The sequence below is a fragment of the Algoriphagus sp. genome (assembly GCF_039969895.1).
Classification (GTDB): domain Bacteria; phylum Bacteroidota; class Bacteroidia; order Cytophagales; family Cyclobacteriaceae; genus Algoriphagus.
The window spans coordinates 186,754-212,390 of record NZ_JBDVMZ010000021.1 but is presented as its reverse complement, the minus strand read 5'-3'; the positions used below and the strand labels follow the sequence as shown (position 1 = coordinate 212,390).

The window sequence follows — 25,637 nt, the reverse complement described above, 5'->3', positions numbered from 1 at the left end:
ACCAGGATTAAATCATGCTTAACTCAATTATCAAGTATTTTCTTGAGAATAAACTCGTTACCGTACTCTTACTGATTGCTCTGATTGCATGGGGCATAGTGACTGCTCCATTTGGTTGGAAAGTCGGTGCTCTACCTTCCGATCCTGTTCCAGTGGATGCCATTCCAGATATTGGCGAAAATCAACAGATCGTATTCACACAATGGCCAGGAAGATCTCCCCAGGATATTGAAGACCAGATTTCCTACCCACTTACGACTTACTTATTAGGAATTCCAGGTGTCAAGTCCATCCGCAGTTCCTCTATTTTTGGCTTTTCCAGCATCTACATCATCTTTGATGAAGAAACAGAATTTTATTGGTCAAGATCCAGAATTCTGGAAAAACTCAGTTCATTACCGGCAGGGCTACTTCCAGAAGCTGTTCAACCAGGATTGGGACCCGATGCCACAGCACTGGGGCAAGTCTATTGGTACACACTCGAAGGTAGAGATGAACAAGGAAATCCTACTGGGGGCTGGGATCTCCATGAGATCAGAACTGTCCAAGACTTCTTTGTGAAATATGGATTAAATGCAGTCGAAGGCGTTTCTGAAGTAGCTTCTATTGGTGGATTTGTACAGGAATATCAAGTGGATGTTAACCCTGACGCACTTAAAGCCTACAATATTCCCTTAATGAAAGTCATGGAGGCGGTAAAGCAATCCAACCGGGATGTAGGTGCTAAAACTATAGAAATCAATCAAGCTGAATATTTAGTGCGTGGCTTAGGCTACATCAAAAAAATAGAAGACTTAGAAGAAGCCGTGGTTTCCGTGGAGCAAAATGTTCCTATCCGGATAAAAGACATCGGAGTCGTAAGCCTCGGCCCTGCCAATAGAAGAGGACTTTTGGATAAAGATGGAGCTGAGGTAGTCGGTGGTGTAGTTGTCGCTCGATACGGTTCCAACCCCCTTCAGGTCATCAATAACCTCAAAGAGAAAATCAACGAAATAGCTCCGGGTCTTCCCAAAAAGACTTTGGCAGATGGCCGTATAAGTCAGTTGACTATAGTGCCATTTTACGATAGGTCAACCCTGATCCAGGAAACTTTAGGAACGTTGGAAGAGGCTCTTTCGCTAGAGATCCTGATTACTATTTTGGTGGTAATCGTGATGGTTTATAATCTCAGAGCTTCCATCTTGATTTCCAGTTTATTACCGATCGCCATTCTCATGGTTTTTATAGCCATGCGCTACTTCGGAGTAGATGCAAACATCGTAGCTCTTTCAGGTATAGCCATCGCTATCGGAACTATGGTGGATCTTGGAATTATACTTTCTGAAAATATCATCAAACACATTGACGAAGCTCCACCTGAGCAAAAATTAATCACCACCATATACAAGGGATCTTCCGAAGTAGCTACTGCAATTCTAACTGCAGTGTCTACAACTATTGTGAGCTTTATTCCTGTTTTTACCATGGAAGCTGCAGAGGGAAAACTATTTGGTCCTCTAGCCTATACCAAGACTTTTGCTCTTATAGCAGCTTTGATAGTTTCATTATTGATTCTACCTCTGTTAGCTCATGTATTTTTTGGTTTCAAAGTCAAAAATCAGCGGTACAAGCTATTAGGTAATGGTTTATTACTCATGCTCGGTATTGGAGCTCTGATTTACGGTTATACTTGGGCAGGAATAATGTTGGTATTCTTTAGCATCATTTCTTTTGCAAAAATCTATGTAGAAAAAGAAGCGAGAACCATCCCAACTCGCATTCTACCTGTATACAATCAACTTGAAATTATTCTGGCAATCGTAGGAGTGGTATGGCTCTTAGCTACTTATTGGCTACCACTAGGAGCTTCTCATTCTATTATTGCCAATGTGTTATTTGTCGCCATTTTGGTCAGCCTGATCTTAGGTGCATTCTCCATATTGGAATACAATTACAAACGTGTATTAACCTGGTGCCTAGACCACAAAACTGCCTTCCTCAGTATTCCTGCAGCCTTAATTTTGTTGGGAGCAACCGTTTGGCTTGGCTTTAATGCCACCTTTGGACTAATTCCCAAAGCCACCAATCTCATAGGTTGGGATATTCAATCCAGTAAACCATGGTCTAGCTTATCACATACGTTCCCGGGGATGCAAAAGGAATTCATGCCTTCTCTGAATGAAGGAAGCTTCCTACTCATGCCAACTGCGATGCCTCACTCTGGCATTGCTTACAATAGAAAAATTATTGGTCAATTGGATATGCTGTTGACTAACATTCCGGAGGTTGATCTGACAGTTGGGAAATTGGGAAGAGTAGAATCTGCATTGGATCCAGCTCCGATTTCCATGTACGAGAATATCATTAATTACAAGTCAGAATATCTACTCAACTCCAAAGGGCATAAACAGCGTTTCAAAACTGATAAAGAAGATAGATTCATATTTACAACTGGTGACACCCTATCGAATCAGGACGCTCTTGCACAAAATAAGTCTACAAAAAATTTGGTCCCTGATGAGAATGGAATGTATTACAGAAACTGGCGCGATCATATAGAATCCCCAGATGATATCTGGAATGAAATTATTGCAGTTACAAAAATCCCAGGAATCACATCCGCACCTAAGCTCCAACCCATTGAAACCCGACTGGTTATGCTCCAAACTGGCATGCGGGCACCCATGGGAATCAAAGTCTATGGGCCTGATTTGCAGACCATCGAGAACTTTGGTATTCAACTGGAAACTATATTAAAGCAGGTTCCCTCAGTCAAAGAAGAAGCAGTATTCGCTGATAGAATTGTGGGGAAGCCCTATCTACAGCTGAAGATAAACCGAGAGAAAATCGCCCGATTTGGTTTAACAATAGAAAATGTACAGCAAACAATAGAAACGGCTATTGGAGGCATGAATATCACTACCACCGTAGAAGGACGGCAGCGATTCCCTGTCCGTGTTCGCTATCCACGGGAATTACGGGATGATCCTGAGAGCTTGTCCAAAATCTATGTTTCTACCCCTACAGGAGCTCAAATCCCTTTAGGCCAACTTGTTGACTTCGACTATGTCCGGGGACCTCAGGCAATCAAAAGTGAGGAGACTTTTTTGGTGGGTTATGTGCTATTCGATAAGCGGGATGGGAATTCTGAAGTGACCACAGTCGAGGATGCCAATCGGCTGATCCAAAGCAAAATTGATTCAGGCGAGCTGGAAGTCCCAACTGGAGTGACTTACAAATTCTCCGGTAGCTACGAAAATCAGGTTCGTGCAGAAAAACGCCTGAGCATCATCGTCCCGGCAGTATTGGTCATTATCTTTTTGATTCTTTATTTCCAGTTCAAATCCGTAAGCACCACTTTCATGGTCTTCACTGGAATTGCTATGGCGTTCTCCGGGGCTTTTATTACGCTATGGTTCTACGGCCAGCCTTGGTTTGCTGATTTTAACCTCTTTGGCACAAATATGCGGGACCTGTTCCAAGTACACCAAATAAATCTGAGCGTAGCGGTTTGGGTTGGGTTCATTGCGCTTTTTGGTATTGCTACCGATGATGGGGTGCTGATGGCTACTTATCTGGACCAGAGTTTTGAACGCAACAAAACTGACAATTTTAAAGGAATACGAAAGGCAATTGTGGAAGCTGGACAGCGTCGAATAAAACCGGCAGTCATGACTTCGGCTACTACCATTATAGCCTTACTTCCGATTTTAACCTCCTCGGGACGAGGGTCAGATATCATGATTCCGATGGCTATTCCGGCTTTTGGAGGAATGATCGTGGCTGCTATCACCTACTTTATTGTACCTGTCTTATACTCCATCCGGGAAGAACGAAAACTTAAAAAAAGCTGAAAATGAAAACTACCACACTTTCCATTCTTTTGCTTCTGGGTATGAGTTTCTCAGCTAGTTCGCAAAGTTTAGAAGACTATTTTCGAATAGGCGCTGAAAACAATCCAGGTCTTCAAGCTAAATACAAAGCATTTGAAGCTGCCATGGAAAAAATCCCGCAGGTAGGATCCTTACAAGATCCAAACCTGTCTTTTGGATATTTCATATCTCCGGTTGAAACCAGAGTTGGTCCTCAGAATGCCCGCTTTTCTTTGACGCAGATGTTCCCTTGGTTCGGTACGCTAAGAGCTCAGGAAGATGTAGCTTCCTTCATGGCTGAAGCAAAATATCAGGAATTTCTGGATGCTAAGAACCAACTATACAGCCAATTGGCCACTGTTTATTATCCTTTGGTAGAGATACATGAGTTGATCGAGTTAGAAAGAGAGAATCTGGAAATCCTGGAAACCTATTACTCATTAGCTAAATCAAAATTCGAAAACGGTCAAGGTTCTCTTGCAGATGCGCTACGGGTAGAAATCATGATTCAGGCAGCCAAGACTAACATCGAAGTGCTACAGATGAAAATCAAAGGAAGCAATTCATGGTTCAATTCCCTGCTTTCCAGATCTCATGATTCCCCCGTTGAGATCTCTGAGATGCTCCAAATCACGGATGCTGACCGGCAGATTTCAACTGATTCAATCCAGGCAAACCCCATGTTGGGGAGTATAGATTTGAAAATTCAGGCCAGTGAAGCAAGCGTGCGTGTTGCCCAAAAGCAAGGTATGCCAAAGCTAGGTGCAGGTGTCGATTATGTACTTGTCGGCGAAAGAACAGATATGGACATCCCAGATAACGGGAAAAATGTCTTGATGCCTATGGTCACGATGAGCCTACCGATTTTCAGAGGGAAATATAAGGGTGCTCAGAAGGAAGCCGAACTTATGCAGGAATCTTATCAACTGGAGAAGGACGAGCTCAACAATAAACTCTATGGCTCCTATTACCGCTTCTCCTCCGACATGGAGATTCAGGAGAATCTGATCTCGCTGTATAGCAAACAAGTGCAAACGTCCGAGCAAACTCTGGAATTACTTTATTCTGCCTATAGCAATTCAGGAAACGACTTTGAAGAGGTCTTGAGGGTACAGCAACAACTGTTGGAATACCAAAAAATGAAACTCAAAGCCACGGTAGCTTATCAAACTTCCTTGGCTCAAATCAATTATATAACCGCTAAAACCTACTGATTATGAAAAGTAAGAACTATTTAAAATTCGCAGCAATGATGGCAGTTTCCTTTGTCATTATGTATGGAGTAATGTTTCTAAATGCAGATTTATTCGAGCATGTCATGCTAAGCACTACCAGGACCTATATGACCATCTTGATGGTTGCCCCTATGGCCATTTCCATGCTTCTATTTATGTGGGGAATGTATGAGAATAAAAAGACCAATTACATTATTCTAGCCTCTTCCCTAATCGTTTTCATAGGTACGCTGACTATGCTGAGAAATCAAACCTTAATTGCAGATGTGCAGTGGATGAAAGCCATGATTCCACATCACTCTTCAGCCATCATGGTAAGCCAAAAAGCTCATCTCCAAGATCCAGAAGCACAGAAATTGGCGCAGGATATCATAGAAGCACAGCAGCGGGAGATCGCTCAGATGCAGGCAATGATTGAGCGACTGGAGGCGACAAAATAAGCGATGAGACTTATGCTAAAATATCTCATTGGTTCCATTCTGTTTCTTCTTTGCATGGGCGAGAACAGCAGTTTGGCAAAAGCAGATCAGACACCAGCTGACACTGCCACTTATACTTTATCTATAAAAAAAGATATGGTAACCAAAGCTGGAAAACCTGTGCCCGCTATGACTGTTAATGGTGGAATTCCAGGCCCTACACTGACTTTTCAGGAAGGCGGATATGCTGTCATCTATGTCAAAAATGAAATGGATGTGGAAACTTCTGTTCATTGGCATGGGATCCTTCTTCCGAATTTCTTTGATGGAGTCCCCTATCTGACCACACCTCCGATACTGCCTGGAGAAACCCAAAAATATGAGTTTCCTCTGAAGCAGGCTGGAACCTATTGGTACCATTCGCATACAATGCTTCAGGAGCAAAGTGGTGTTTACGGCTCTATAGTTATTGAACCGAAGGAGAAAACGCTGGAATACGATACAGAATTGGTCATTCTTCTGTCTGATTGGACCAATCAGAAAGCCATGAATGTAATGCGAAACCTAAAGCGAGGAAATGAATGGTATAACATCAAAAAAGGCACTGCAACACCTCTAAATCAAGTGATAGCAAGAGGAGGCTTCGGTGCTCAGATGAATTTTTGGAAACAACGAATGGAAGGTGCTGACATTGCAGACATTTACTACAATGCTTTCCTTACAAATGGCCAGTCTATCTCAGAGTACCCCGATTTGAAACCTGGGGAGAAAGTGCGTGTACGGTTTATAAACGGATCTGCATCATCACAGTTTTGGTTGACTTTCGGAGGAGCGGATCCCCTGCTTGTGTCTGCTGACGGTCTGGACGTGGAGCCAATAGTCCACAATAAGACTTTTATCGCCATCGCCGAGACCTACGACTTCATTGTCACTATTCCAGATTCTGGAAAGATAGAAATCAGAGCAACTGCACAAGACGGCTCGGGGCAAACGTCTGCTTTCTTAGGAAATGGAAATATCCTCAGTGCTCCAGATGTCCCCCGCCCCGACAAAATAGGAATGATGATGAAAATGGCAAAGATGGACATGAAAATGGGAGCCCCGGCCATGAAGTTTAAACCTTCCGAAGAGAATCCAATAGAAATGATGGATAAGTGGGGAATGCAAATGGATGATAAGTTGAACATGGACGACATGAATCCTAATGAAATGAATAAGGATCACTCGAAGATGGAGAAGACTGAAATGACAATGGATCATTCCAAGATGAATATGGAGGAGAAAAGCTCAAGTGATTCTTCTAAAAAAGTTACTATGCAAGGTATGGATCATTCCAAAATGGACCACAATCAACCAATGGCTAAACCTATGGAAACGGATGGTAAAATGGATATGGGTGCGTCTATGGACAAAATGCCTGGTATGGATATGTTCGCCGAATACAATTACGACTACCTAAAATCACCCGAAAAAACCAGCTTCCCAGCCAATGAACCTGTAAATGAAGTTCTACTGAATCTTACAGGAAATATGTGGCGCTACATCTGGAGCATGAATGGAGTACCACTAGCTGAAGCTGATAAGATAAAAATCGAAGGCGGAAAAGTAACTCGAATTACCTTGAACAACCTCACGATGATGCATCACCCGATGCACCTTCATGGCCATTTCTTCAGAGTAATCAACGATAAAGGAGAATATTCACCTCTCAAGCATACGGTGAATGTGCCTCCAATGCAAAAGATCACTATTGAATTTGAAGGTACCGAAGAGGGAGATTGGTTTTTCCACTGTCATGTGCTTTATCATATGATGGGTGGAATGGCCAGGATATTCTCTTACGAAACCCCACGAGATCCAAGATTAAAAGGCTTTCCGCTAAAAAAACTTATTAAAGAAAGTGATGAATATTTTAACTGGGGAACTGCGAATGTAGCCTCCCAAATGGTAGGTCTAAACCTAATGTCTTCAAATATTCGCAATCAGTTCAACTTGGATCTGGAATATGGATATAACCAGAATTTTGAAGCAGAGGTAAGCTACGAACGATATCTCTATGATTATTTCAGAGTATTCGCTGGAGTGAACCTGGAAAATGAGGTGGCCGAAAGTCTTGATGAGATCAATGCAACGGCAGTGGTCGGGATTCGATTCCTCACACCTTACTTATTCAATCTCGATGTAAGGCTTGATAGCAAACTCAGACCAGAATTCAGAATCAACAGAGAAATCATGATTTTCCCACGAACTACCATTTTCGCTAATTATGAATATCAAATGGATTTTGGATGGACAAATACCCTTCCCAAATCAGGCGAAAACTCCAACTACAAAGGGGAGACTACCTGGTCAGCGGGTGCTAGTTATATTTTCTCCAGAAACTTCTCTGTCATGGGAAGTTACGACAATCGTTTTGGCGCCGGTGGTGGATTGACAGTTAGATTTTAAAATCTTTTAGACAGCTATTTAAACAAAGATAAAATGGAACATTCAGACCATAAACGTAAGGAACATGAATCCCATCAAAAGGGAAAGCATGGAATGAAAGGTCATGACCATAGCATGCATCATATGCATATGATCCAAGATTTCAAAAAGCGATTCTGGATTTCTCTGGTGATCACCTTGCCAATAGTAGTCTTGGCACCAATGATCCAAGGGCTTTTGGGCTATGAATTCAGATTTGAAGGAGACCGATACTTGCAATTCGCCCTTTCCTCGGTGGTCTTCTTTTATGGAGGCTGGCCATTCTTAAAGGGCATGGTAGAGGAACTGAAAAAGAAAAAACCAGGCATGATGACATTGATTGCACTGGCGATTTCAGTAGCCTATTTCTATAGCTCAGCTGTAGTCTTTGGCCTTTCTGGAAAAATATTCTTTTGGGAATTGGTTAGTTTGATTGATATCATGCTGCTAGGACATTGGATAGAAATGAAATCAGTGATGGGAGCTTCTAATGCTCTTCAGGAACTGGCTAAAATGATGCCTTCAGAAGCTAGGAGAATAAAGGAAAATGGTGAATCCGAAGATGTTCCTATTGCAGAGCTAAAATCTGGAGACACAATTTTAGTGAGACCAGGTGAAAAAATTCCAGCTGATGGTGAAATCCTGGAAGGGAGCAGTCATGTAAATGAATCCATGCTTACAGGTGAGTCCAAACCAGTGGCAAAACAGAAAGACGATGAAGTGATCGGTGGATCAGTGAATGATAATGGTGCCCTAAAAATCAAAGTGAAGCACACTGGAGAAGAGTCGTACTTGTCCAAAGTAATAGGATTAGTTACAGAGGCACAAAAAACGAAGTCCAATACTCAAAATTTGGCTGACAAAGCTGCAGGCTGGTTGTTCTACATCGCTTTGGCAGCAGGAATTATCACCTTGGTAGTATGGCTAAGCCTTGGCAAAGAATTCAATTACGCTCTGGAGAGAATGGTAACGGTCATGATAATCTCCTGTCCCCATGCATTAGGTCTGGCGGTGCCATTGGTTGTTGCTATTTCCACTTCCGTTTCTGCTAAGCACGGCTTGTTGATTCGCAACAGGACTGCCTTTGAAAATTCAAGGAACCTGACCACCATCATTTTTGACAAGACAGGAACCTTGACCAAAGGTGAATTCGGAGTGACTCGATTCAAAAGCGTAGCAGAGGGAATGGAAGATAAAGACTTACTCGCCATTGCAGCAGCACTTGAAAACAGTTCTGAACATCCAATCGCAGGTGGAATTCTAAGAAAATCAAAGGAGCTAGAATTAAAACTAGGCAAGCCAGAAAACTTCCAAAACATCACTGGAATGGGCATAAAAGCCAAACTTGGCGACAGTGTGATCAGTATTTTAAGTCCTGGTGGATTAAAACAAAAAGACATAGAACAACCTGAAGGTGCTTTCAAAACAGAAGACGAAACAGTAGTCTTTGTACTTTCGGATGAAAAGCTTATTGGTTACATCGCATTAGCGGATGAAATCCGTGATGAGTCTCAAGAAGCTATCAATACACTTAAAAAGCACGGAATTAAGATCTTAATGGCTACCGGCGACAATGAAATAGTAGCCAAAGCAGTAAGTGAAACATTAGGTCTGGACGGCTATTATTCAGAAGTAATGCCGGAAGACAAGCAGAAGATTATCAAAGACCTTCAGGCTAAAGGTGAATTCGTAGCAATGACCGGAGATGGAGTCAACGATGCCCCAGCCTTGGCACAGGCAAATGTAGGAATTGCTGTGGGATCAGGTACTGACGTTGCTGCTGAAACTGCTGATATCATCTTGGTCAATAGCAACCCAATAGACATCGCCAACCTGATCCTTTTCGGAACTGCGACTTACAAAAAAATGATGCAGAATATCTGGTGGGCAGCAGGATATAATATCGTAGCCGTTCCCTTGGCTGCAGGAGTATTGGCTGGCGTCGGAATTATTCTAAGCCCAGCAATTGGTGCAGCTCTGATGAGTTTAAGTACAGTCATCGTGGCCTTCAACGCACAGTTATTAAAACGGCAGATCAAATCTTAACTGACATTATCTAAAAAAGAAATACATAAACCACCCATTGGCACATAAGATTTCTGGCTGCTAGTCGCTTAGAACAGAAACTTAAAGCATAGGTAAACATCAATAATTAAAACTAAGTATCCGTAAAATTCAAAATGAAGTAAAATGAAAACTCAAAAAACAATTCTATCGCTGGCATTAATTGCTGGACTTTCTCTTTCACTTATTGCATGTGGAGAAAAGAAACAAGAGGATCATACCATGGGATCAGAAGACCATAATGCAATGTCTGAATCTATGGACAACATGGATAAAGGAATGGACATGAGTGGACCGGCCACTAAGACTGATCTAATAGATGAGTACTTGGAAATCAAAACAGCTCTTGGAAACAACAGTAAGGAAGAAGCTGCAAAAGCAGCAACTAAACTGGCTGAGAATGCAAAAACCATTTCATTCGATCAGTTAACCGATGAAAAGAAATCCGAAGTAAGTAGCATATTGGAAGTTATCCAAGAACACAGTGAGCACATCGCCAAAAGTGAAATGGATCATCAGATTGAGCATTTTGAGGCAATGGGAAAAGACTTCACAGATCTATTGGCAATTGTAGGCTCGGACAGAAAGCTATATCAGCAGCAGTGTCCAATGTATAACAAGAATGAAGGTGGCATATGGCTGAGTGATTCAGAAGAAATAAGGAATCCCCTGTTTGCTGGTAAAATGAAAACCTGTGGAGCTGTAAAGCAAGTGATAGAAATCGGATGAAAAAAGTAGTCGGGGTTTTTACAACCTTACTCCTTATTGTCTTGGTGGGAATTCAATTCATTCCCACCAATCAAAATCCTTACCTGCCTAAAGATTCCAATGATTTCATAATTCTTAATAATCCACCTGTGAATATTGGAAAGATGCTTAAAACTTCATGCTACAACTGCCATAGTGATCAGATCAACTACCCATGGTATAGCAAACTTCAGCCTGCTGCTTGGTTACTTGAAAAACATATCCGGGAGGGTAAGGAAGAATTAAATCTTTCTCAATATGGATCACTATCCGAGAGAATGGAAAAAATGAAATTAGAGAGTATGATTAAACAAATTGAGCAAAAAAAAATGCCTATTTCCTCATACACTCTCATACATCGGGATGCAATATTATCTGACTCAGACCGAAAGGAACTCGTTGCTTACCTGCAAAACTTACAGTGAATGGAATTTAACAAATTCATGATTTTAGTTTAAAAATTGAATTTGACATAGTAAACATTAGGATTAAAAATTCTAAGTAATACACAAAATGAAAAATATATTCAATAACAAATTTGTCCTGATTGCTGTCACTTTGCTGATCGGACTGACCATAGGTTGGCTACTTAAGCCTGCTCCTTCTCCAAAACTAGAAGCCGATGAACATGAGCATGTCGAGTCGATCGCTGGAATCCCTATTACCTACACTTGCTCCATGCACCCTCAAATCCGACAGAATGAGCCAGGTGATTGTCCAATCTGCGGAATGGACCTAATCCCATTGGAGAATGATAATGCTGATGCTGATCCTATGGCTGTAACCATGTCTCCTACTGCAATGCAACTTGCAGGGGTACAATCAATCCTAGTTGGTAATGCTGATGCTGGAAAGTCAATTCGTCTGAACGGAAAAATTCAAGCTGATGAACGTCAGAATTATACACAATCAGCGCATATACCGGGAAGGATTGAAGAATTGTCCGTAAACTTCACGGGTGAATATGTAAAAAAAGGTCAGGTATTAGGACAAATTTATTCACCGGAATTGGCTACCGCACAAGAAGAACTTTTTCAGGCACAGAAGATCAAGGATTCCCAACCTGCGCTTTTCAATGCAGCCAAAGAAAAACTTAAAAATTGGAAACTGACTGATTCCCAGATAGCACAAATTCTTGCTACAGGAAAAGTAACCGAGCAACTACCAATTTTAGCGAATGTATCAGGATATGTCACTGATAAAATGGTGAATCTGGGCGACTATGTGAGCAAAGGGGAACCTATATATCAAATTGCTGATCTCAGCAAAGTCTGGGTATTATTTGACGTCTATGAATCAGAATTGCAATGGGTGAAAAAAGGTGATCAAATCGAATTTACTGTTCAGTCCCTTCCTGGTGAGACTTTCACCGGAAAACTCAGCTACATCGACCCGATGATCAACCCTCAGACAAGAGTAGCAAAAGCAAGGCTGGAAGTGAGTAATTCTAACCTGAAATTCAAGCCTGAAATGTTTGTATCCGGGAAAGTGGAAAGTAACGGTAAGTCTATAGATAACAGCATCATAGTTCCAAAAACGGCTGTGATGTGGACAGGAACGCGATCTGTGGTTTATGTGAAGAATGTTTCAGATCAAGCAGTAAGTTTTAAGCTTCGGGAAGTAACTCTTGGCGCATCTTTGGGCTCAGAATATGTCATTACTTCAGGTTTAGAATCAGGAGAAGAAATCGCAGTAAATGGCACATTCAGCATTGATGCTGCCGCTCAACTTGCGGGGAAACCGAGTATGATGTCTCCTGATGGAGGAGCTGCAATGACTGGACACAATCATGGTGGAATGCCTGGAATGAAAATGGAAACTACTAATCACTCATCGCCAAGAGCGGTAGTGTTAACGCCCCAAGCTAAAGATGAGCTGAAGCTGATTTTTGACAGCTATTTCGAATTAAAAAATGCTTTGACCAAAGATGATCTGTCCATTGCCAAAGCTAGCGCTGCTACAATGCTTGCTTCAGTGGAAAAAGTAAATATGTCCGAGTTCAAAGGAGATGCCCATGTGGAATGGATGAAATACGAAAAAAACATTAAAGTCGATTTGGTTAGAATTAAGAGTGCCAAATCTCTGGAAAATATCCGAAATTCATTTCTTTCTATCTCAGACGAAATGGTTGGTTTGGCCGAAAATTTCACGCCTTTGGGTTCCAAAATTTATGTGCAGCATTGTCCAATGGCAGATTCCAACAAAGGTGCTGATTGGCTGAGTCTGGAGGAAAAAGTTATGAACCCATACTTTGGAAAAGGTATGCTCTCCTGTGGAGAAGTCACCAAAACAATTCAATAATAAAAACGCCCAACTATATGAAAATCAAACTAATATTACTAGCCTTATTTGCGACTGCAGCCTGCAATCCAAAAAATAAAGAAAACCATGAAATGGACCACATGGAACATCAAATGGAATCAGAATCTCATGAAATTCATGAGGCGAAGCCCGCGGAAGTACCCAAAAGCCCCCGAACTTCAGCTATGGCCATGACAGGTGGTAATCATATTTATATTGATTACAGTGCTCCAAGTGTAAGAGGGAGACAGATTTTTGGCGGGCTTGTGGCTTATAATGAAGTCTGGGTGACAGGTGCCCACAAAGCTACCAATATCAAATTTGACAAAGATGTGATCATAAACGGCGAAACGATAAAGGCTGGCCAATATGGGCTTTTTACCATCCCAGGAAAAGAGGAATGGACAATAATACTGAATCAGGATTGGGACATGCATTTGGCAGATGACTATAATGCTTCCAATGATCTGATCAGGATCAATGTAAAACCGGAAAAATTAAATGAAACTGTGGAAGCGCTGACTTTCGAAGTCAAAGAAAAAGATGCCAAAACAACTACAGTCGCAATTTCATGGGACAAGACTAAGGTCTCGTTTGAAGCAGTGAACGCTGAATAATGAGAAAAAACAATCAATATTATGCACGGAGAATCCATAGATTTCTAGGTGTATTTATAGGAATCCAATTTATCTTTTGGACTATTTCCGGGCTATACTTCAGTTGGACAGATATCGATGAAATACATGGAGATCATTTTCGTAATGATCATATGATGCATGAAAATGCTAGCGAACTAATCGACATCAATCAGCTCGATTCCACCCTAAAGATCTCAACCCTAGAACTTAGATTTGTAAATCATGATGCCTACTATTGGGTAAATGAAAGCAAGCTATTTGATGCTAAATCAGGAAAGCTTCATTCAGAGATTTCTGAGGCTGAAGCACGAGAAATCGCTCAAATTTATATCAAAGAAAATCTCCAAATCAGGGAAGTTAATTACCTGACTGATGCTGGGGCTCATCACGAATACCGAGGTACATCGCTTCCTGCATGGGCAATACATTTCGATACCTCTGAAAATCTGGTAGCATATGTAGATGCTAAGAGTGGCCAGTTTACCAAAGTCAGGCACCGAGCTTGGCGTTGGTTTGACTTTCTTTGGATGTTCCACACTATGGACTATGCGGGGAGAGACAACTTCAACAACCTCCTCTTAAGGATATTTTCTCTTGCTGGGTTAGCGGCTGTAGGGTCAGGTTTCACTTTATTCATCATGACTCTTAAGAAAAAAAGGCACTCTAAAAAATAGAATTCTCCATGTTGAGTAAAGTTTATTAAAATTATATAACTCCCTATTTGCTCAATTTCAAAATTCTGAATGCACCCTGGACCACCAAAACAAAAACTACTCCTCCAATGATCAAATCTGGAAGACTGGAATTCAACCAGTTGACCAAAAGAGCAGCTACTATAACGCCTAAGTTTATGATTACATCATTGGAGGTGAAAATCATACTTGCCTTCATGTGAGCATCTTCTTTACTTTTTGACCTTTGTAAAAGGTAAAGACAAAGAGCATTAGCGAGTAGTGCAAAAATTGAAACTATAAGCATCGTTGAAAAGTTGGGAACTTCTTCCATCCCGAAAAACCTACTTAACACTTCTGAAAAACCTATTAGAGCAAGTACAATTTGAAAATACCCCGCAAGTTTTGAAATTCGTTTTTTCTTCCGAATAGTCCCTCCCACCGCAAATATACTAATGCCATACACTAAGCTATCTGCAAGCATATCTAAACTGTCCGCAACCAACCCCATGGATTTGGAAAATATTCCTGTAGCCATTTCGATAAGAAAAAAAACGAAGTTGATTGCAAGTACATACCAGAGGAGCCTTTTCTGGTTGGAATCCTCAAGGAAATCAGTCTGGTTAGTAAGTTCTGTGGATAGTTTCCTACTTCCCAAATTCAATTCATAAATTGACTTTTCAATCTGTTCTATTTCCCCCATATGAAAGACAATCAATCTTCTGTTGGGTATATCAAACTCCAGGTTCTTAACAGAAGTAATTCCATCCAACTTTATCCGAATCAGATTTTCCTCGGAAGGACAATCCATCTGTTTTATTTCAAATAGTGACTTCTCCATTTAGTAAAATAATTAAACGGCTGCTCATTCATTCAATATTATCAATTCCTTTCGTAGCCAAGCAGTCTCAATGCATTTACTACAACTACAATGGTAGAACCTTCATGAATCAATACAGCAACTCCAATAGATGCGAATCCAAAAATTGTAGCAGGTATTAAAAGTCCCACTACACCTAAACTGATCCACAGATTTTGTTTGATAATCCCTTTAGCCTTTCTACTCAGTCCAATTGCAAAAGGTAATATTTCCAACTTATCAGCCATTAAAGCTATATCGGCAGTCTCCAGAGCTACATCAGACCCTGCTGCCCCCATTGCAATACCAACAGTACTAGCTGCCATAGCCGGAGCATCATTCACCCCATCACCTACCATAGCTATCTTGGATTCTGACTGCTTTAATTGCTTGATAGCCTCAACCTTTTCTTCAGGCAACAGACTTCCTTTTGCCCCCGTCAATCCAACCTCTTGGGCTATTGCATCTGCTACTTTCTGATTGTCCCCGCTGAGCATAATCATCTTTTTAATCCCAATTTCCTTGAGCGCCGCAAGGGTGGACTTTGCCGCAGCTCTTGGAGTATCCATTAACCCGATGATACCAATATAAGTATCGTTTTTCCTCACCAGTATGGTTGTGTTCCCATTGGATTCCAAAGATTCTATTTTCTCGATAATTTCTTGTGAGGGTTTGTTATCATCCAGCGCTTCGTACAAATCCAGATTGCCAATATAAATTTTATCTGCTCCCACATTTGCCTTTATGCCCTTGCCAAGAACGGCTTCCAATGAATCCGCCTCTGGGATTTTCTTTCCTTCCATCCTTTCTTTACCGTCTCTCACCACGGCTTTCGCCAAGGGGTGATCACTTAGCCCTTCCACCGCAACTGCGGTTCCCAGCAACTCGTCTTCTGAAATACTATTCCATGCGATTACCACTGTGATTTTTGGTTTTCCCTCTGTCAAAGTTCCCGTTTTATCAAATGCAATTGCGGTTAGAACTCCCAAATCTTCCAGTGGTCTTCCTCCCTTAATCAAAACTCCTTTTTTTGCTGCCCGGGCAACGCCACTCAATACCGCACTAGGTGTTGCAATTGCTAGCGCACACGGACTTGCTGCCACCAAAACTGCCATTGCGCGATAAAAACTATCACTAAAAGGCTCATCCAACACCAAAAAGGCAAAGCACAGTAGTACTACCAATACCAGAACCGATGGGACAAAATACTTCTCAAATTTATCGGTCAGCAGCTGAGTGGGTGATTTCTGCGCTTTGGCTTCATTGACTAAGGTAATTAACCTGGCAACAGTAGAGTCTTCTGCAATTTTCAACACCTTAATTTCCAAGGTGCCGTTTCCGTTGATCGTTCCTGAATATGCCCTGTTTTCCTGATGCACATTATCTAGGGAAATATGCTGTTCATCCTGTTCTTTTATAGCTTCCTTGTCTACAGGTATACTTTCACCAGTAATAGGAGATTGGTCCACAGCACTACTTCCCTTTACAATAACCCCATCTGCCGCAATTCTGGAATTAGGCTTAACAATGATGATATCATCGACCTCCAACTCTTCAATTCCCACTTCCACCGAACTGCCTTCAGTTTTCTTTAAGGCGGTTTTTGGTGCAAGAGTTGCAAGTGATTCAATGGACTTATGCGCTTTTCCCATAGCGTAATGTTCCAATGAATGCCCAAGACTAAATAGAAACAGCAACAATGCACCTTCTGCCCATTCTCCCAGGATCGCAGCACCTATGGCTGCGACCAACATGAGAAAATCAATTTCAAAACCTCCCTTTAATATGGTTTCTATCGCCTCTTTCGCGGTATAGAAGCCCCCAAAAAAATAGGCTCCTATATACATGGCAAGACTTACCCATTGAGGCACATCTTCTAAAAAACTCAGGCCAAACCCAATTCCCAAAAGAGCTCCACAGCAAATGGAGAAAATCAATTCACTATTCTTTCCGAATATCCCAGAGTGTTCCACTTTTTCCTGTTCCATAGGTTTTCTATTTAAGTTTCATGTTAGTAGTGTTTTTCACAAAATGATTAATGGTGCCCGCCTTCTTCTTCACTATTCTTTGCCTTTGAAAGTAAGGTAAATGCTCCCTTTGTCACCAGTTTAATATCCTGATAGACAAGACTGGAATCCAAAAGGGTCACCTGCGTAAATCCGTCCTCCTTATTACCCATTTCTACTTCTATCATTTCATAGTCATATGCGGGCTCTCCATTCTCGTCCCGTTGCCCCAAGTAAGAAAAAATGAAATGCTTCTCCCCAAATCTTACCACCGCATCATCTGGTGCTACCAAGACTTCTTCGCTTGCAGTTTCTATTTTTGCTGTCACATACATCCCTGGGAGCAAATCGGTGTTTTTACTGTCAAAATGCCCATGAACAGTCACCGACCTATCTTTTCGAACTCCCTTACCAACCAAAAACACATGGGCTTCTCTCCATTCATCATTCGTATTGGCGAGATTGAATTTGATGCGCTGATCTTTCTTGATTTTTGGGATGTCATTTTCATAGACAGAAAGCTCCACATGGAGGTCATCGGAATTCGTTAAATCCATGATTACATCCTGTGGGTTCACATATTTGCCAATATTGGTATATACATCCAGCACAGCTCCAGTCACAGGAGAGTAAATATTCACGACAGATCTGATTTCCCCGGATTCCACTTTCTCCGGATCAAAGCCAATCATGGTCAACTTGGCTTTGGAGGTTCTGATTCTAGCTTCATTGGCCAGAAAATTACTTTTGGATTCTTCAAATGTCTTTCCGGATGCCACTTGCTCACTGTACAATTTCTCCTGGCGTTCATATTCAGACTTCAGAAAGGAACTGTTTGCCAGGCTTTCCAAATAATCCTGTTGAAACTGAATGAATTCAGGATTTTCTATTGTCACGAGTAGTTGGCCTTTTTTCACTTCATCTCCAGGAAGGAGTGTAGTATTCTTCACAAATCCCCCATAAGGCATTGTGATGGAAATATTATTTTGAGGCGGAACGTCTATCACCCCGTTGACCATCAGTTCGCTGCCAATTTCCCTAAATTCCAGCTTGCCTAGCTCAATCCCGGTGACATCAAATTGTGCCTGACTCAGTTCGACCCTGGATTCATTTTCCTCATGATCCCCCTGAATTTCAATGCTTTCAACCTTAGACCCACAGGACGTGGCAATTCCAAGAACAAGTAATGTGAAGAGACTATTTATGATATATTTTTTCATCTGTTTATAGTTTGATTTGCTATGGTTATATGAATCTCGCATTCCTTAATCACCTTAGAATCTGACTTTTTATTCATGCTTGATTTCATATTATTTCCGTTTGATCGGTTTTAGTTGATACCCGATAAGAATTCGATTTGAATAAGTGTTTGATTGGATTTGTCCAGTAAATCCAGATAGTTGAAGTACACATTCAAGCTTCTATTGAGTCCTTGTGTGTATTCCACATAGCCAATTTCACCACTTTGGAAACCTCTCTGGGATTGTTTTAGGATAAGCTCTGCTTGAGGAAGAGCACTATCTTCATAAAAATCCAAACTGGTCTGGAATTTTTGGTACTCGAGAAGTAAAGAGGTGAATCGGTTTTCGAGCTCATTGGTGAATGCTGTTTCTTGTTCCTCTGCTTCAGCAATCCGAATTGATTTTGATTTAATAATCGCTGATTGTGACTTCAAACTGAAAATAGGAATGGCTAAACCCACCTGAAATCCATCAAAGCGGTCTTTTGAGCTGTAAACTACAGGGTCTCCAGACATGGTTTGACCTGGCCCATTGAAGGACTGATTAAAATACCCTAGTTTGATGTCCGGCATCAACCGAGATTTTTCGACTGACTTTTCCTTTTCTGCAATGGCAATTTGCTGCTGAACCCAGGCTAATGTAGGGTTGTCGGCGATACTATTCTGGTCCAGAGAAAGCTGAGGTGAATTTTCCTTCAATCCTCCCATTTCAGGCTCAATCGTAACTTCAGCATTGATAAGCATCCTCAACCGTTTGGTATTGATCTCCACATCGGCATTGTTCTGAGCTATCATAGCCTGGATCTCAGCCACCTGGGTCTCTGCGGTTGCCTTTTCCAAAAGATTGGTTTCACCAGACTCAAACCTCAAGGAAGCTGCAGATGCAAACCGGTCATAAATACTGTCTTGCCTGGCAAGTAATTTCCCTTTTTTCCTTGCAGTCCACAACGCATACCAAGTGGATTTCACGGATCTGATCAATTCATTTTTACTCATCTCCACTGCCAACTCACCAGAAACTATTTTAGATTCAGCCAATCCATTTTGTCGGCTATAGGTGGTCGGAAACTCAAAAGTCTGGGAAACCGAAAACCGGCTGTCGTTGGTGAAGGCACTGTTTGTTTGGCCATATTCCATGTCCACAGCTGTTTTCCCAATATTCCAGCTTGCCCCTTTTAATGCCCGCTGTTGTTCCAATCTAAGTCCTTCAGCTTTGACACTTGGATTGTTTTCCAAAGCCAGTGCTATTGCCTGATCCAGGGAAGTAACATGCATTGGAGTTTGTGCATAGGAAGATAAATTTCCTAAGGCCAAGAATCCAATCACCAGTAACCCTACAGTGCCTTTGGGTCTTCTCAAACCTCTTTCGAAATAATAGTATAATATAGGTAAGACAACCAAAGTCAGGATGGTGGCCGTGATCAGTCCCCCGATCACTACGGTAGCCAGTGGTTTTTGAACTTCCGCTCCACTTGAAGATGAAAGAGCCATTGGCAAAAAGCCCAAAGATGCCACGGAAGCAGTCATAATTACAGGTCTTAACCGGGTTCTAGTTCCCGAATAGATCCTTTCAAATATGTCGGTGACCCCTTCCTTTTTCAGGTGGTTAAATTCAGCAATCAGAACTATACCATTAAGTACAGCTACGCCAAACAGTGCAATAAACCCAATTCCTGCAGATATACTAAAAGGCATTCCCCGTAAGGTCAAAGCGAAAATCCCTCCGATGGCGGAAAGAGGGATAGCCGTAAAGATCAAAATACTCTGTTTGATAGAACCGAATGTGAAGAACAGCAAGACAAAAATCAATAACAAGGCCAGCGGAACTGCAATCCCCAGTCTGGCTTTAGCTTCAACCAAATTTTCGAATTGGCCTCCGAATGTCACAAAATAACCCGTTTCAAATGTTACAGCATTTTCAATTTTGGACTCTATTTCATTAACTATGCTTTCTACATCCCGATTTCTCACATTGAATGCGACTACAATTCTCCGCTGGGTATCATCCCGCTGGATTTGATAGGGGCCTTCTTTTACTGAAACTTCAGCTACTTGGTATAGCGGGATCTGCTCTCCGTTAGCCCGGGCGATAAAAAGATTCTGAACATCCTCAATATCATTTCTTTTAGTCTGATCGAGTCTTATTACCAGATCAAACCGTTTTTCCCCCTCATAAACCTTCCCGGCTGAAGCACCTGCAAATGCTGCCTGTATAGACCGATTCACTTCTTTTATACTTAGTCCATATTTAGCCAGTTGAGCCCTTTTGTAATCAATGACTATCTGTGGCACTCCCGTCACTTCCTCTATATAAATATCTTCCGCTCCTTCTACACCTCGTGCTATCTGTCCTATCTGGTTGGCGTATTCAGATAGTTTTTCAAGGTCTTCTCCATAAATTTTGACAGCCACATCCTGACGCACCCCAGACATTAATTCATTGAAGCGCATTTGTATGGGTTGTTGAAATCCAAAGTTGACCCCTGGCAAAACTTCCAAAGCTTCAGACATCTTATTTGCCAAATCTTCCCTGTTGGTAGCTGAAGTCCACTCACTTTTATCCTTTAAGACAATCATCATATCCGCAGCTTCAACTGGCATGGGATCCGTTGGAATTTCACCTGCCCCGATTTTAGATACAACTTCCACTACCTCTGGAAATTGGTCCAAAAGAATCTTCTCTGCCTGGGTTGTAGCCTTCATGGTATTCTGAAGGGAAGAACCAGTGACCACCCGCGTTTCCACAGCAAAATCCCCCTCTTCCAGAGTAGGTATAAATTCTCCACCCATACGGGAAAAAACCCAACCTGAAACAATCAATAAAACCAAGGCTACACTAATGACTATTCCCCTATGATGCATAGCCCATCGAATGGAAGGGTCGTAGAAGCGATGGAAAAATCCCATGATTTTATCAGAAATATTAGGCTTGTCACTGATCTTCTTGCTTAGAAAAAGTGCAGAGATCATGGGCACGTAAGTAAGCGAGAGTATAAATGCACCAAGAATAGCAAAAGCCACGGTCTGTGCCATTGGTCTGAACATCTTACCCTCAGTTCCAACCAATGCTAAAATTGGTAGATATACGATAAGAATTATAATCTCCCCAAACGCAGCTGAATTTCGGATTTTACTTGCAGAAAGAAACACCTCTTCGTCCATCTCCAGCTGTGTCAGCTTTGTTTTCCTTTTCACCAAACCTAAATGATGCATGGTTGCCTCAACTATAATGACGGCTCCATCTACAATTAATCCAAAATCAATTGCCCCTAAACTCATCAGGTTACCAGACACCCCGAATAGATTCATGAGTGAGAAAGCAAAAAGCAGGGCAAGTGGAATTACCGAAGCCACTATCAGCCCTGCTCTCAAATTGCCAAGCAAAAGCAGCAAAACAAAAATGACAATCAAGGCGCCCTCAATCAGATTTTTACTAACTGTGCCAATGGCATTGTCCACAAGTTTGGATCGATCCAAAAAAGGCTCTAAAGTCACCCCTTCGGGCAATGTTTCTTTAATTTCTTCGATTTTTGATTTGACGTTATCAATAACCTCTGCCGAATTTTCACCTTTCAGCATCATTACAATCGCACTGACTACTTCACCTTCACCATTCCTGGTGGTAGACCCATAGCGCACAGCATTACCAAGCTGTACTTTTGCGACATCTTTAATGAGAACTGGAATCCCATTTTCATTTACCCGTACGGGGATATTATTGATATCCTCAAAAGAACCTACCAAGCCTTCACTTCGAATAAATAAAGCAGTTAGATCCTTCTCAATATAGGCTCCACCGGTATTTTCATTATTATCTTCAAGCGCCTGGAAAATATCAGCAATTGATACATTCAAAGATTTGAGCCGATCAGGCTCTATGGCGATTTCATATTGTTTGAGATACCCTCCAAAGCTGCTCACATCAGCTACCCCTGGCGTACCAAGTAGCTGCCTTCTGACTATCCAATCCTGAATAGTTCTAAGTTCACGTGCATCATATTTGTCTTCATAGCCAGGTTCTACACCAACTACATATTGGTAAATTTCCCCTAACCCTGTGGTAATCGGAGCCATCCCCGGAGCTCCTATCCCCGGAGGTATTTGTTCTTTGACTTCGGACATGCGTTCATTTACCTGTTGTCTGGCCCAATAGACATCCACATTCTCCTTAAACACAATGGTAACAACTGACAACCCGAAACGCGAAAAGCTTCTGATTTCTTCAATGTCAGGAATAGTGGCCATCGTGATTTCGATGGGAAATGTGATTAAACGCTCTACTTCTTCAGCCGCCAATGACGGGGAAGTAGTGATTACTTGTACTTGATTATTGGTAATATCAGGAACTGCATCAATGGGAAGTTGGGTAAGTGAATACCCGCCCACAATGACTAATCCTATGGTAAGTAGCCCGATTATCAGTTTATTTTTAACTGAGAACCGGATTATATTATCCAGCATAAGGAATTAAGTTTTATGAATTAAAATGGAAGTGGGCAGATTTGCCCAAAGAAAAAAGCACTCACAGCAATCTTAAACAGGAATATCAAGTATTCTGATCAGGATAAATTGCTACGAAATGAAATGAGGGAATTAGCCCCGAGGAGGCTGAAAAAGTTCACCTAAAACCGGTGAGGTAAAAAGGAAATTATAATAGCTTTCTGCTTGTACCTTCTCAGTAAAAGACTGAGGTACTACAAATTCAGCAATGGAGGAGAAATAGATTGAAGGGTGGGAACAGGTATGATTTCCGTGAAATGGTAAATTCTCATGATTTTCTTCGTCATGACCTGTATTATCATTCCCGTGATCTATGTAATCTTCAACGACGAAGTCTAATACTGAATCACCATGCTCCTTCTGATGCTCTCCAAAATGTGAAAACAAGAAGGGAAGCTTTTGTATCTGACAGCATAAATCCAAATTCATCGACAACATCCCCAAAAGGAGTAGCGCAATAAATGATTTATTTCCAAGCCGTTTCATATTTGCAAAGCTACAAAATAAAGTAGTGCAAGGCTATTGCAGAAAAAAAGCAATTATACAACCTCTAAGGTTTTACTAAATTCTAAAACAATTTGATAAACAGCTGCATAAAAAATCATTTTCCAGCTATGTCAAGGATAAAGTAATAAAATCATTCAATCTTCTTTATCACCAAATGCTTCAGTCCTGGATCGTTCAGTAGCCTACTCATCTCAGCTTGAATAATATCCTGAACATCCTGTTTTATCTGCAGGTAATTTCTCTGTACGATAGTATTGTCCAGCTTTCGGATTTCAGGTATAGACTGATAGTTCTCCTGCTCCTTTTTAAGGGCTTTATGGTCGTTGATAATTTCAGAATGAAATGCTTTTAAACTCAGTTTACAATCTGGATTATCTGCTACCATCCCTACAAATTCACCCGATGAAAGAGAGGATATGGTAGAAGGTGGAACAGCAGACTCCAACTGTTTTGATCGACTGACAGAAGTATCTGCACTGTTTATGGAAAGGCTCTGCCTGTCTTGCATGATCTTCCCTATCCTATCTGATAATTGTTTGGCAGAATCCCCATTCACCTGCCCTGAAATGATATTTCCAACTATGCCCATAATCACATCGGCAAGCTCTCGTCCATAGTCTTTTCTAAGCTGGCTAAGATCCTGAACTCCCAAAGTAGTAGCAACTTTATTACTCCTTGCCGTAGCAATAAGACTGTCCATTCCGTTTAAATAGATGGTCGGAAACTCATCGAAAATCAGACTGCTTTTTAGCTTTCCCTTTTGGTTTACCAGCTTCACTAGACGGTTTACATACAGTGAAAGTACTGCTCCATAAATCTGAATTTTCTGGGGATTGTTTCCCATGCAAACCAGCTTGGGCTCGGCTGGATTGTTGATATCCAACGTGAAATCATTCCCTGAAAGCACATAGTATAACTGTGCTGAAGATAATCTTGCCATAGAAATTTTAGCGGAAGCAATCTGCCCTTCCAACTGCTCCATTACATCATTCAGATAGGCATTGACAAATGGATTGATCAGCACATCAATATCTTTCTCAGTACGCAAGACCGTAAACAACTCATCGTAATCAGCTTGCATCAATTCAATTACATGGGGTAAGGTACAGAATTCTCCCCCATTGTATTTTCGAAGAAACCAGATGATAGCAGTCAGGAAATTGATCGGTGATTCCACAAAAAAGTCTCCTTGCTTTTTGATCCATTCCCTGTTCAAACCCATCAATATCGTCCGGGCTGATTCTGCTGCATCAGTAATATCCAACATGGTCTCCGGTGCCAACGGGTTGCAGCGATGGCTCCTTGTAAGATCATCAAAATTGATAACATAGAATGCTGGAACTACATTATAACTAGCCTTATTTTTATGCCAGGTATTGTAAACAATGGATGACAGATCATCGAATTTGAAGTCATACACAAACATGGAAAAGCCTTTTTTGATGTGCTGAGTAATCACATGACGAATCACAAAATAGCTCTTTCCCGAACCCGGTGTTCCCAACACCATCAGGCCACGAAAAGGATTGATCACATTGATCCAGCTGTCTCTAACCTTTCCTTTCAGTTTATATTTTGTAGGTAAATTAACTGAGAATTCATTTTCTAGCAGTCGTTCTTCTTGAGGGAATGTTTCATTTTCTGAATTGAAAACATCACTACTGAGTTTGTCATGAATAATTCTAGAAAGCATAGTTCCACCCGAAAGGATAAGCAAAAAACCTAAGGAGGTAACTGTCATGTAGGTAATCGAAATCCATTCTATTGGCGCTTTCCACAGCATCAAGACGTAACTTCCTGAATAAAATACCAGGCCCAAAACGCCATAAACCGATGCTGTTTTGGCATTCATCTTTTCATTCTTCCTACCCTTGATTCCCAAAAGTGAGATCGCAAGCAAGGCAATCGCAATAAGCTTGGAGGTATAAAAATTCTCAAAGAGACCGGTACTTATAACATTCTCTAATACTCCATCAGTCAGATCTGAAACCAGTCCCCAATCTTTGAAAGTAACATAGCAATAGTAATAAAAATGCAGTCCCAAAACCCCAACTCCCATTAAGCGGGTCATGTCCAAAATCTTGCGTAATCCCTGCTCGTTTTCTCCAGTTTGCATCCCCATCCCCTCCTAGT

Annotated in this window: 16 protein-coding genes; 10 read left to right on the top strand and 6 right to left on the bottom strand. The window is 41.4% G+C overall.

Translation table 11 applies throughout. The annotated features are described in order from the left end of the window. Nucleotides 1-14: 14 nt before the first annotated feature. The 10 genes from ABJH64_RS15630 to ABJH64_RS15585 all read left to right on the top strand — a co-directional run bounded on the left by ABJH64_RS15630 (nucleotide 15) and on the right by ABJH64_RS15585 (nucleotide 14,395). On the top strand, nucleotides 15-3,833 hold the full coding sequence (locus ABJH64_RS15630) for an efflux RND transporter permease subunit (protein ID WP_348274396.1): 3,819 nt from the start codon (nucleotides 15-17) through the stop codon (nucleotides 3,831-3,833). A gap of 2 nt (nucleotides 3,834-3,835) precedes the next feature. Next, the gene (locus ABJH64_RS15625; RefSeq protein WP_348274395.1) at nucleotides 3,836-5,065 is read left to right on the top strand and encodes a TolC family protein; all 1,230 of its coding nucleotides are present in this window, start codon (nucleotides 3,836-3,838) and stop codon (nucleotides 5,063-5,065) included. Nucleotides 5,066-5,067: 2 nt separating this feature from the next. After that, on the top strand, nucleotides 5,068-5,526 hold the full coding sequence (locus ABJH64_RS15620; protein ID WP_192085328.1) for a DUF305 domain-containing protein: 459 nt from the start codon (nucleotides 5,068-5,070) through the stop codon (nucleotides 5,524-5,526). A gap of 54 nt (nucleotides 5,527-5,580) precedes the next feature. Further along, on the top strand, nucleotides 5,581-7,953 hold the full coding sequence (locus ABJH64_RS15615) for a multicopper oxidase domain-containing protein (RefSeq protein WP_348299030.1): 2,373 nt from the start codon (nucleotides 5,581-5,583) through the stop codon (nucleotides 7,951-7,953). A gap of 33 nt (nucleotides 7,954-7,986) precedes the next feature. Next, nucleotides 7,987-10,017: a copper-translocating P-type ATPase gene (locus ABJH64_RS15610; protein WP_348273742.1), complete on the top strand. Its 2,031-nt coding sequence runs from the start codon at nucleotides 7,987-7,989 to the stop codon at nucleotides 10,015-10,017. Between the two features lie 144 nt (nucleotides 10,018-10,161). Then, complete coding sequence (locus ABJH64_RS15605; protein ID WP_348273741.1) at nucleotides 10,162-10,764, top strand: DUF3347 domain-containing protein; 603 nt, start codon at nucleotides 10,162-10,164, stop codon at nucleotides 10,762-10,764. Next, on the top strand, nucleotides 10,761-11,207 hold the full coding sequence (locus tag ABJH64_RS15600; RefSeq protein WP_192085332.1) for a heme-binding domain-containing protein: 447 nt from the start codon (nucleotides 10,761-10,763) through the stop codon (nucleotides 11,205-11,207). Before ABJH64_RS15605 ends, ABJH64_RS15600 begins: the two co-directional genes overlap by 4 nt. 88 nt (nucleotides 11,208-11,295) lie before the next feature. Then, nucleotides 11,296-13,083 (top strand): efflux RND transporter periplasmic adaptor subunit, encoded by a 1,788-nt coding sequence (locus ABJH64_RS15595; protein ID WP_348273740.1) that lies wholly within the window; start codon nucleotides 11,296-11,298, stop codon nucleotides 13,081-13,083. Between the two features lie 17 nt (nucleotides 13,084-13,100). Further along, entirely contained in the window at nucleotides 13,101-13,700 is a 600-nt protein-coding gene (locus tag ABJH64_RS15590) for a DUF2911 domain-containing protein (protein ID WP_348273739.1), read from the top strand. Next, complete coding sequence (locus tag ABJH64_RS15585; protein WP_348273738.1) at nucleotides 13,700-14,395, top strand: PepSY domain-containing protein; 696 nt, start codon at nucleotides 13,700-13,702, stop codon at nucleotides 14,393-14,395. Before ABJH64_RS15590 ends, ABJH64_RS15585 begins: the two co-directional genes overlap by 1 nt. A gap of 43 nt (nucleotides 14,396-14,438) precedes the next feature. Here ABJH64_RS15585 and ABJH64_RS15580 read toward each other — a convergent pair whose 3' ends face one another. From ABJH64_RS15580 to mobC, 6 genes are all read right to left on the bottom strand, one after another. Next, nucleotides 14,439-15,233, bottom strand: a complete 795-nt coding sequence (locus ABJH64_RS15580) for a cation transporter (protein ID WP_111612294.1) — start codon at nucleotides 15,231-15,233, stop codon at nucleotides 14,439-14,441. A 41-nt stretch (nucleotides 15,234-15,274) separates the two neighbouring features. Continuing rightward, nucleotides 15,275-17,239, bottom strand: a complete 1,965-nt coding sequence (locus ABJH64_RS15575; RefSeq protein WP_348273737.1) for a heavy metal translocating P-type ATPase — start codon at nucleotides 17,237-17,239, stop codon at nucleotides 15,275-15,277. Nucleotides 17,240-17,286: 47 nt separating this feature from the next. Beyond that, entirely contained in the window at nucleotides 17,287-18,477 is a 1,191-nt protein-coding gene (locus tag ABJH64_RS15570; RefSeq protein ID WP_348273736.1) for an efflux RND transporter periplasmic adaptor subunit, read from the bottom strand. A 110-nt stretch (nucleotides 18,478-18,587) separates the two neighbouring features. After that, nucleotides 18,588-22,958, bottom strand: a complete 4,371-nt coding sequence (locus tag ABJH64_RS15565) for a CusA/CzcA family heavy metal efflux RND transporter (RefSeq protein ID WP_348273735.1) — start codon at nucleotides 22,956-22,958, stop codon at nucleotides 18,588-18,590. Between the two features lie 132 nt (nucleotides 22,959-23,090). Next, a complete protein-coding gene (locus ABJH64_RS15560; protein WP_111612298.1) occupies nucleotides 23,091-23,483 on the bottom strand; it encodes a hypothetical protein in 393 nt (130 codons plus the stop codon). Nucleotides 23,484-23,634: 151 nt separating this feature from the next. Beyond that, nucleotides 23,635-25,620, bottom strand: coding sequence for a conjugal transfer protein MobC (mobC, locus tag ABJH64_RS15555; RefSeq protein WP_348334553.1), 1,986 nt, complete (start codon nucleotides 25,618-25,620; stop codon nucleotides 23,635-23,637). Nucleotides 25,621-25,637: the final 17 nt, after the last annotated feature.

What these genes read in the sequence shown, in the direction of transcription:
- ABJH64_RS15595 (WP_348273740.1), top strand. Translation starts at nt 11,296, where the DNA reads ATGAAAAATATATTCAATAACAAATTTGTCCTGATTGCTGTCACTTTG.
- ABJH64_RS15560 (WP_111612298.1), bottom strand. Translation starts at nt 23,483, where the DNA reads ATGAAACGGCTTGGAAATAAATCATTTATTGCGCTACTCCTTTTGGGG.
- ABJH64_RS15615 (WP_348299030.1), top strand. Translation starts at nt 5,581, where the DNA reads ATGGGCGAGAACAGCAGTTTGGCAAAAGCAGATCAGACACCAGCTGAC.
- ABJH64_RS15610 (WP_348273742.1), top strand. Translation starts at nt 7,987, where the DNA reads ATGGAACATTCAGACCATAAACGTAAGGAACATGAATCCCATCAAAAG.
- ABJH64_RS15630 (WP_348274396.1), top strand. Translation starts at nt 15, where the DNA reads ATGCTTAACTCAATTATCAAGTATTTTCTTGAGAATAAACTCGTTACC.
- ABJH64_RS15605 (WP_348273741.1), top strand. Translation starts at nt 10,162, where the DNA reads ATGAAAACTCAAAAAACAATTCTATCGCTGGCATTAATTGCTGGACTT.
- ABJH64_RS15625 (WP_348274395.1), top strand. Translation starts at nt 3,836, where the DNA reads ATGAAAACTACCACACTTTCCATTCTTTTGCTTCTGGGTATGAGTTTC.
- ABJH64_RS15565 (WP_348273735.1), bottom strand. Translation starts at nt 22,958, where the DNA reads ATGCTGGATAATATAATCCGGTTCTCAGTTAAAAATAAACTGATAATC.
- ABJH64_RS15620 (WP_192085328.1), top strand. Translation starts at nt 5,068, where the DNA reads ATGAAAAGTAAGAACTATTTAAAATTCGCAGCAATGATGGCAGTTTCC.
- ABJH64_RS15585 (WP_348273738.1), top strand. Translation starts at nt 13,700, where the DNA reads ATGAGAAAAAACAATCAATATTATGCACGGAGAATCCATAGATTTCTA.
- ABJH64_RS15580 (WP_111612294.1), bottom strand. Translation starts at nt 15,233, where the DNA reads ATGGAGAAGTCACTATTTGAAATAAAACAGATGGATTGTCCTTCCGAG.
- ABJH64_RS15570 (WP_348273736.1), bottom strand. Translation starts at nt 18,477, where the DNA reads ATGAAAAAATATATCATAAATAGTCTCTTCACATTACTTGTTCTTGGA.
- ABJH64_RS15600 (WP_192085332.1), top strand. Translation starts at nt 10,761, where the DNA reads ATGAAAAAAGTAGTCGGGGTTTTTACAACCTTACTCCTTATTGTCTTG.
- ABJH64_RS15590 (WP_348273739.1), top strand. Translation starts at nt 13,101, where the DNA reads ATGAAAATCAAACTAATATTACTAGCCTTATTTGCGACTGCAGCCTGC.
- mobC (WP_348334553.1), bottom strand. Translation starts at nt 25,620, where the DNA reads ATGCAAACTGGAGAAAACGAGCAGGGATTACGCAAGATTTTGGACATG.
- ABJH64_RS15575 (WP_348273737.1), bottom strand. Translation starts at nt 17,239, where the DNA reads ATGGAACAGGAAAAAGTGGAACACTCTGGGATATTCGGAAAGAATAGT.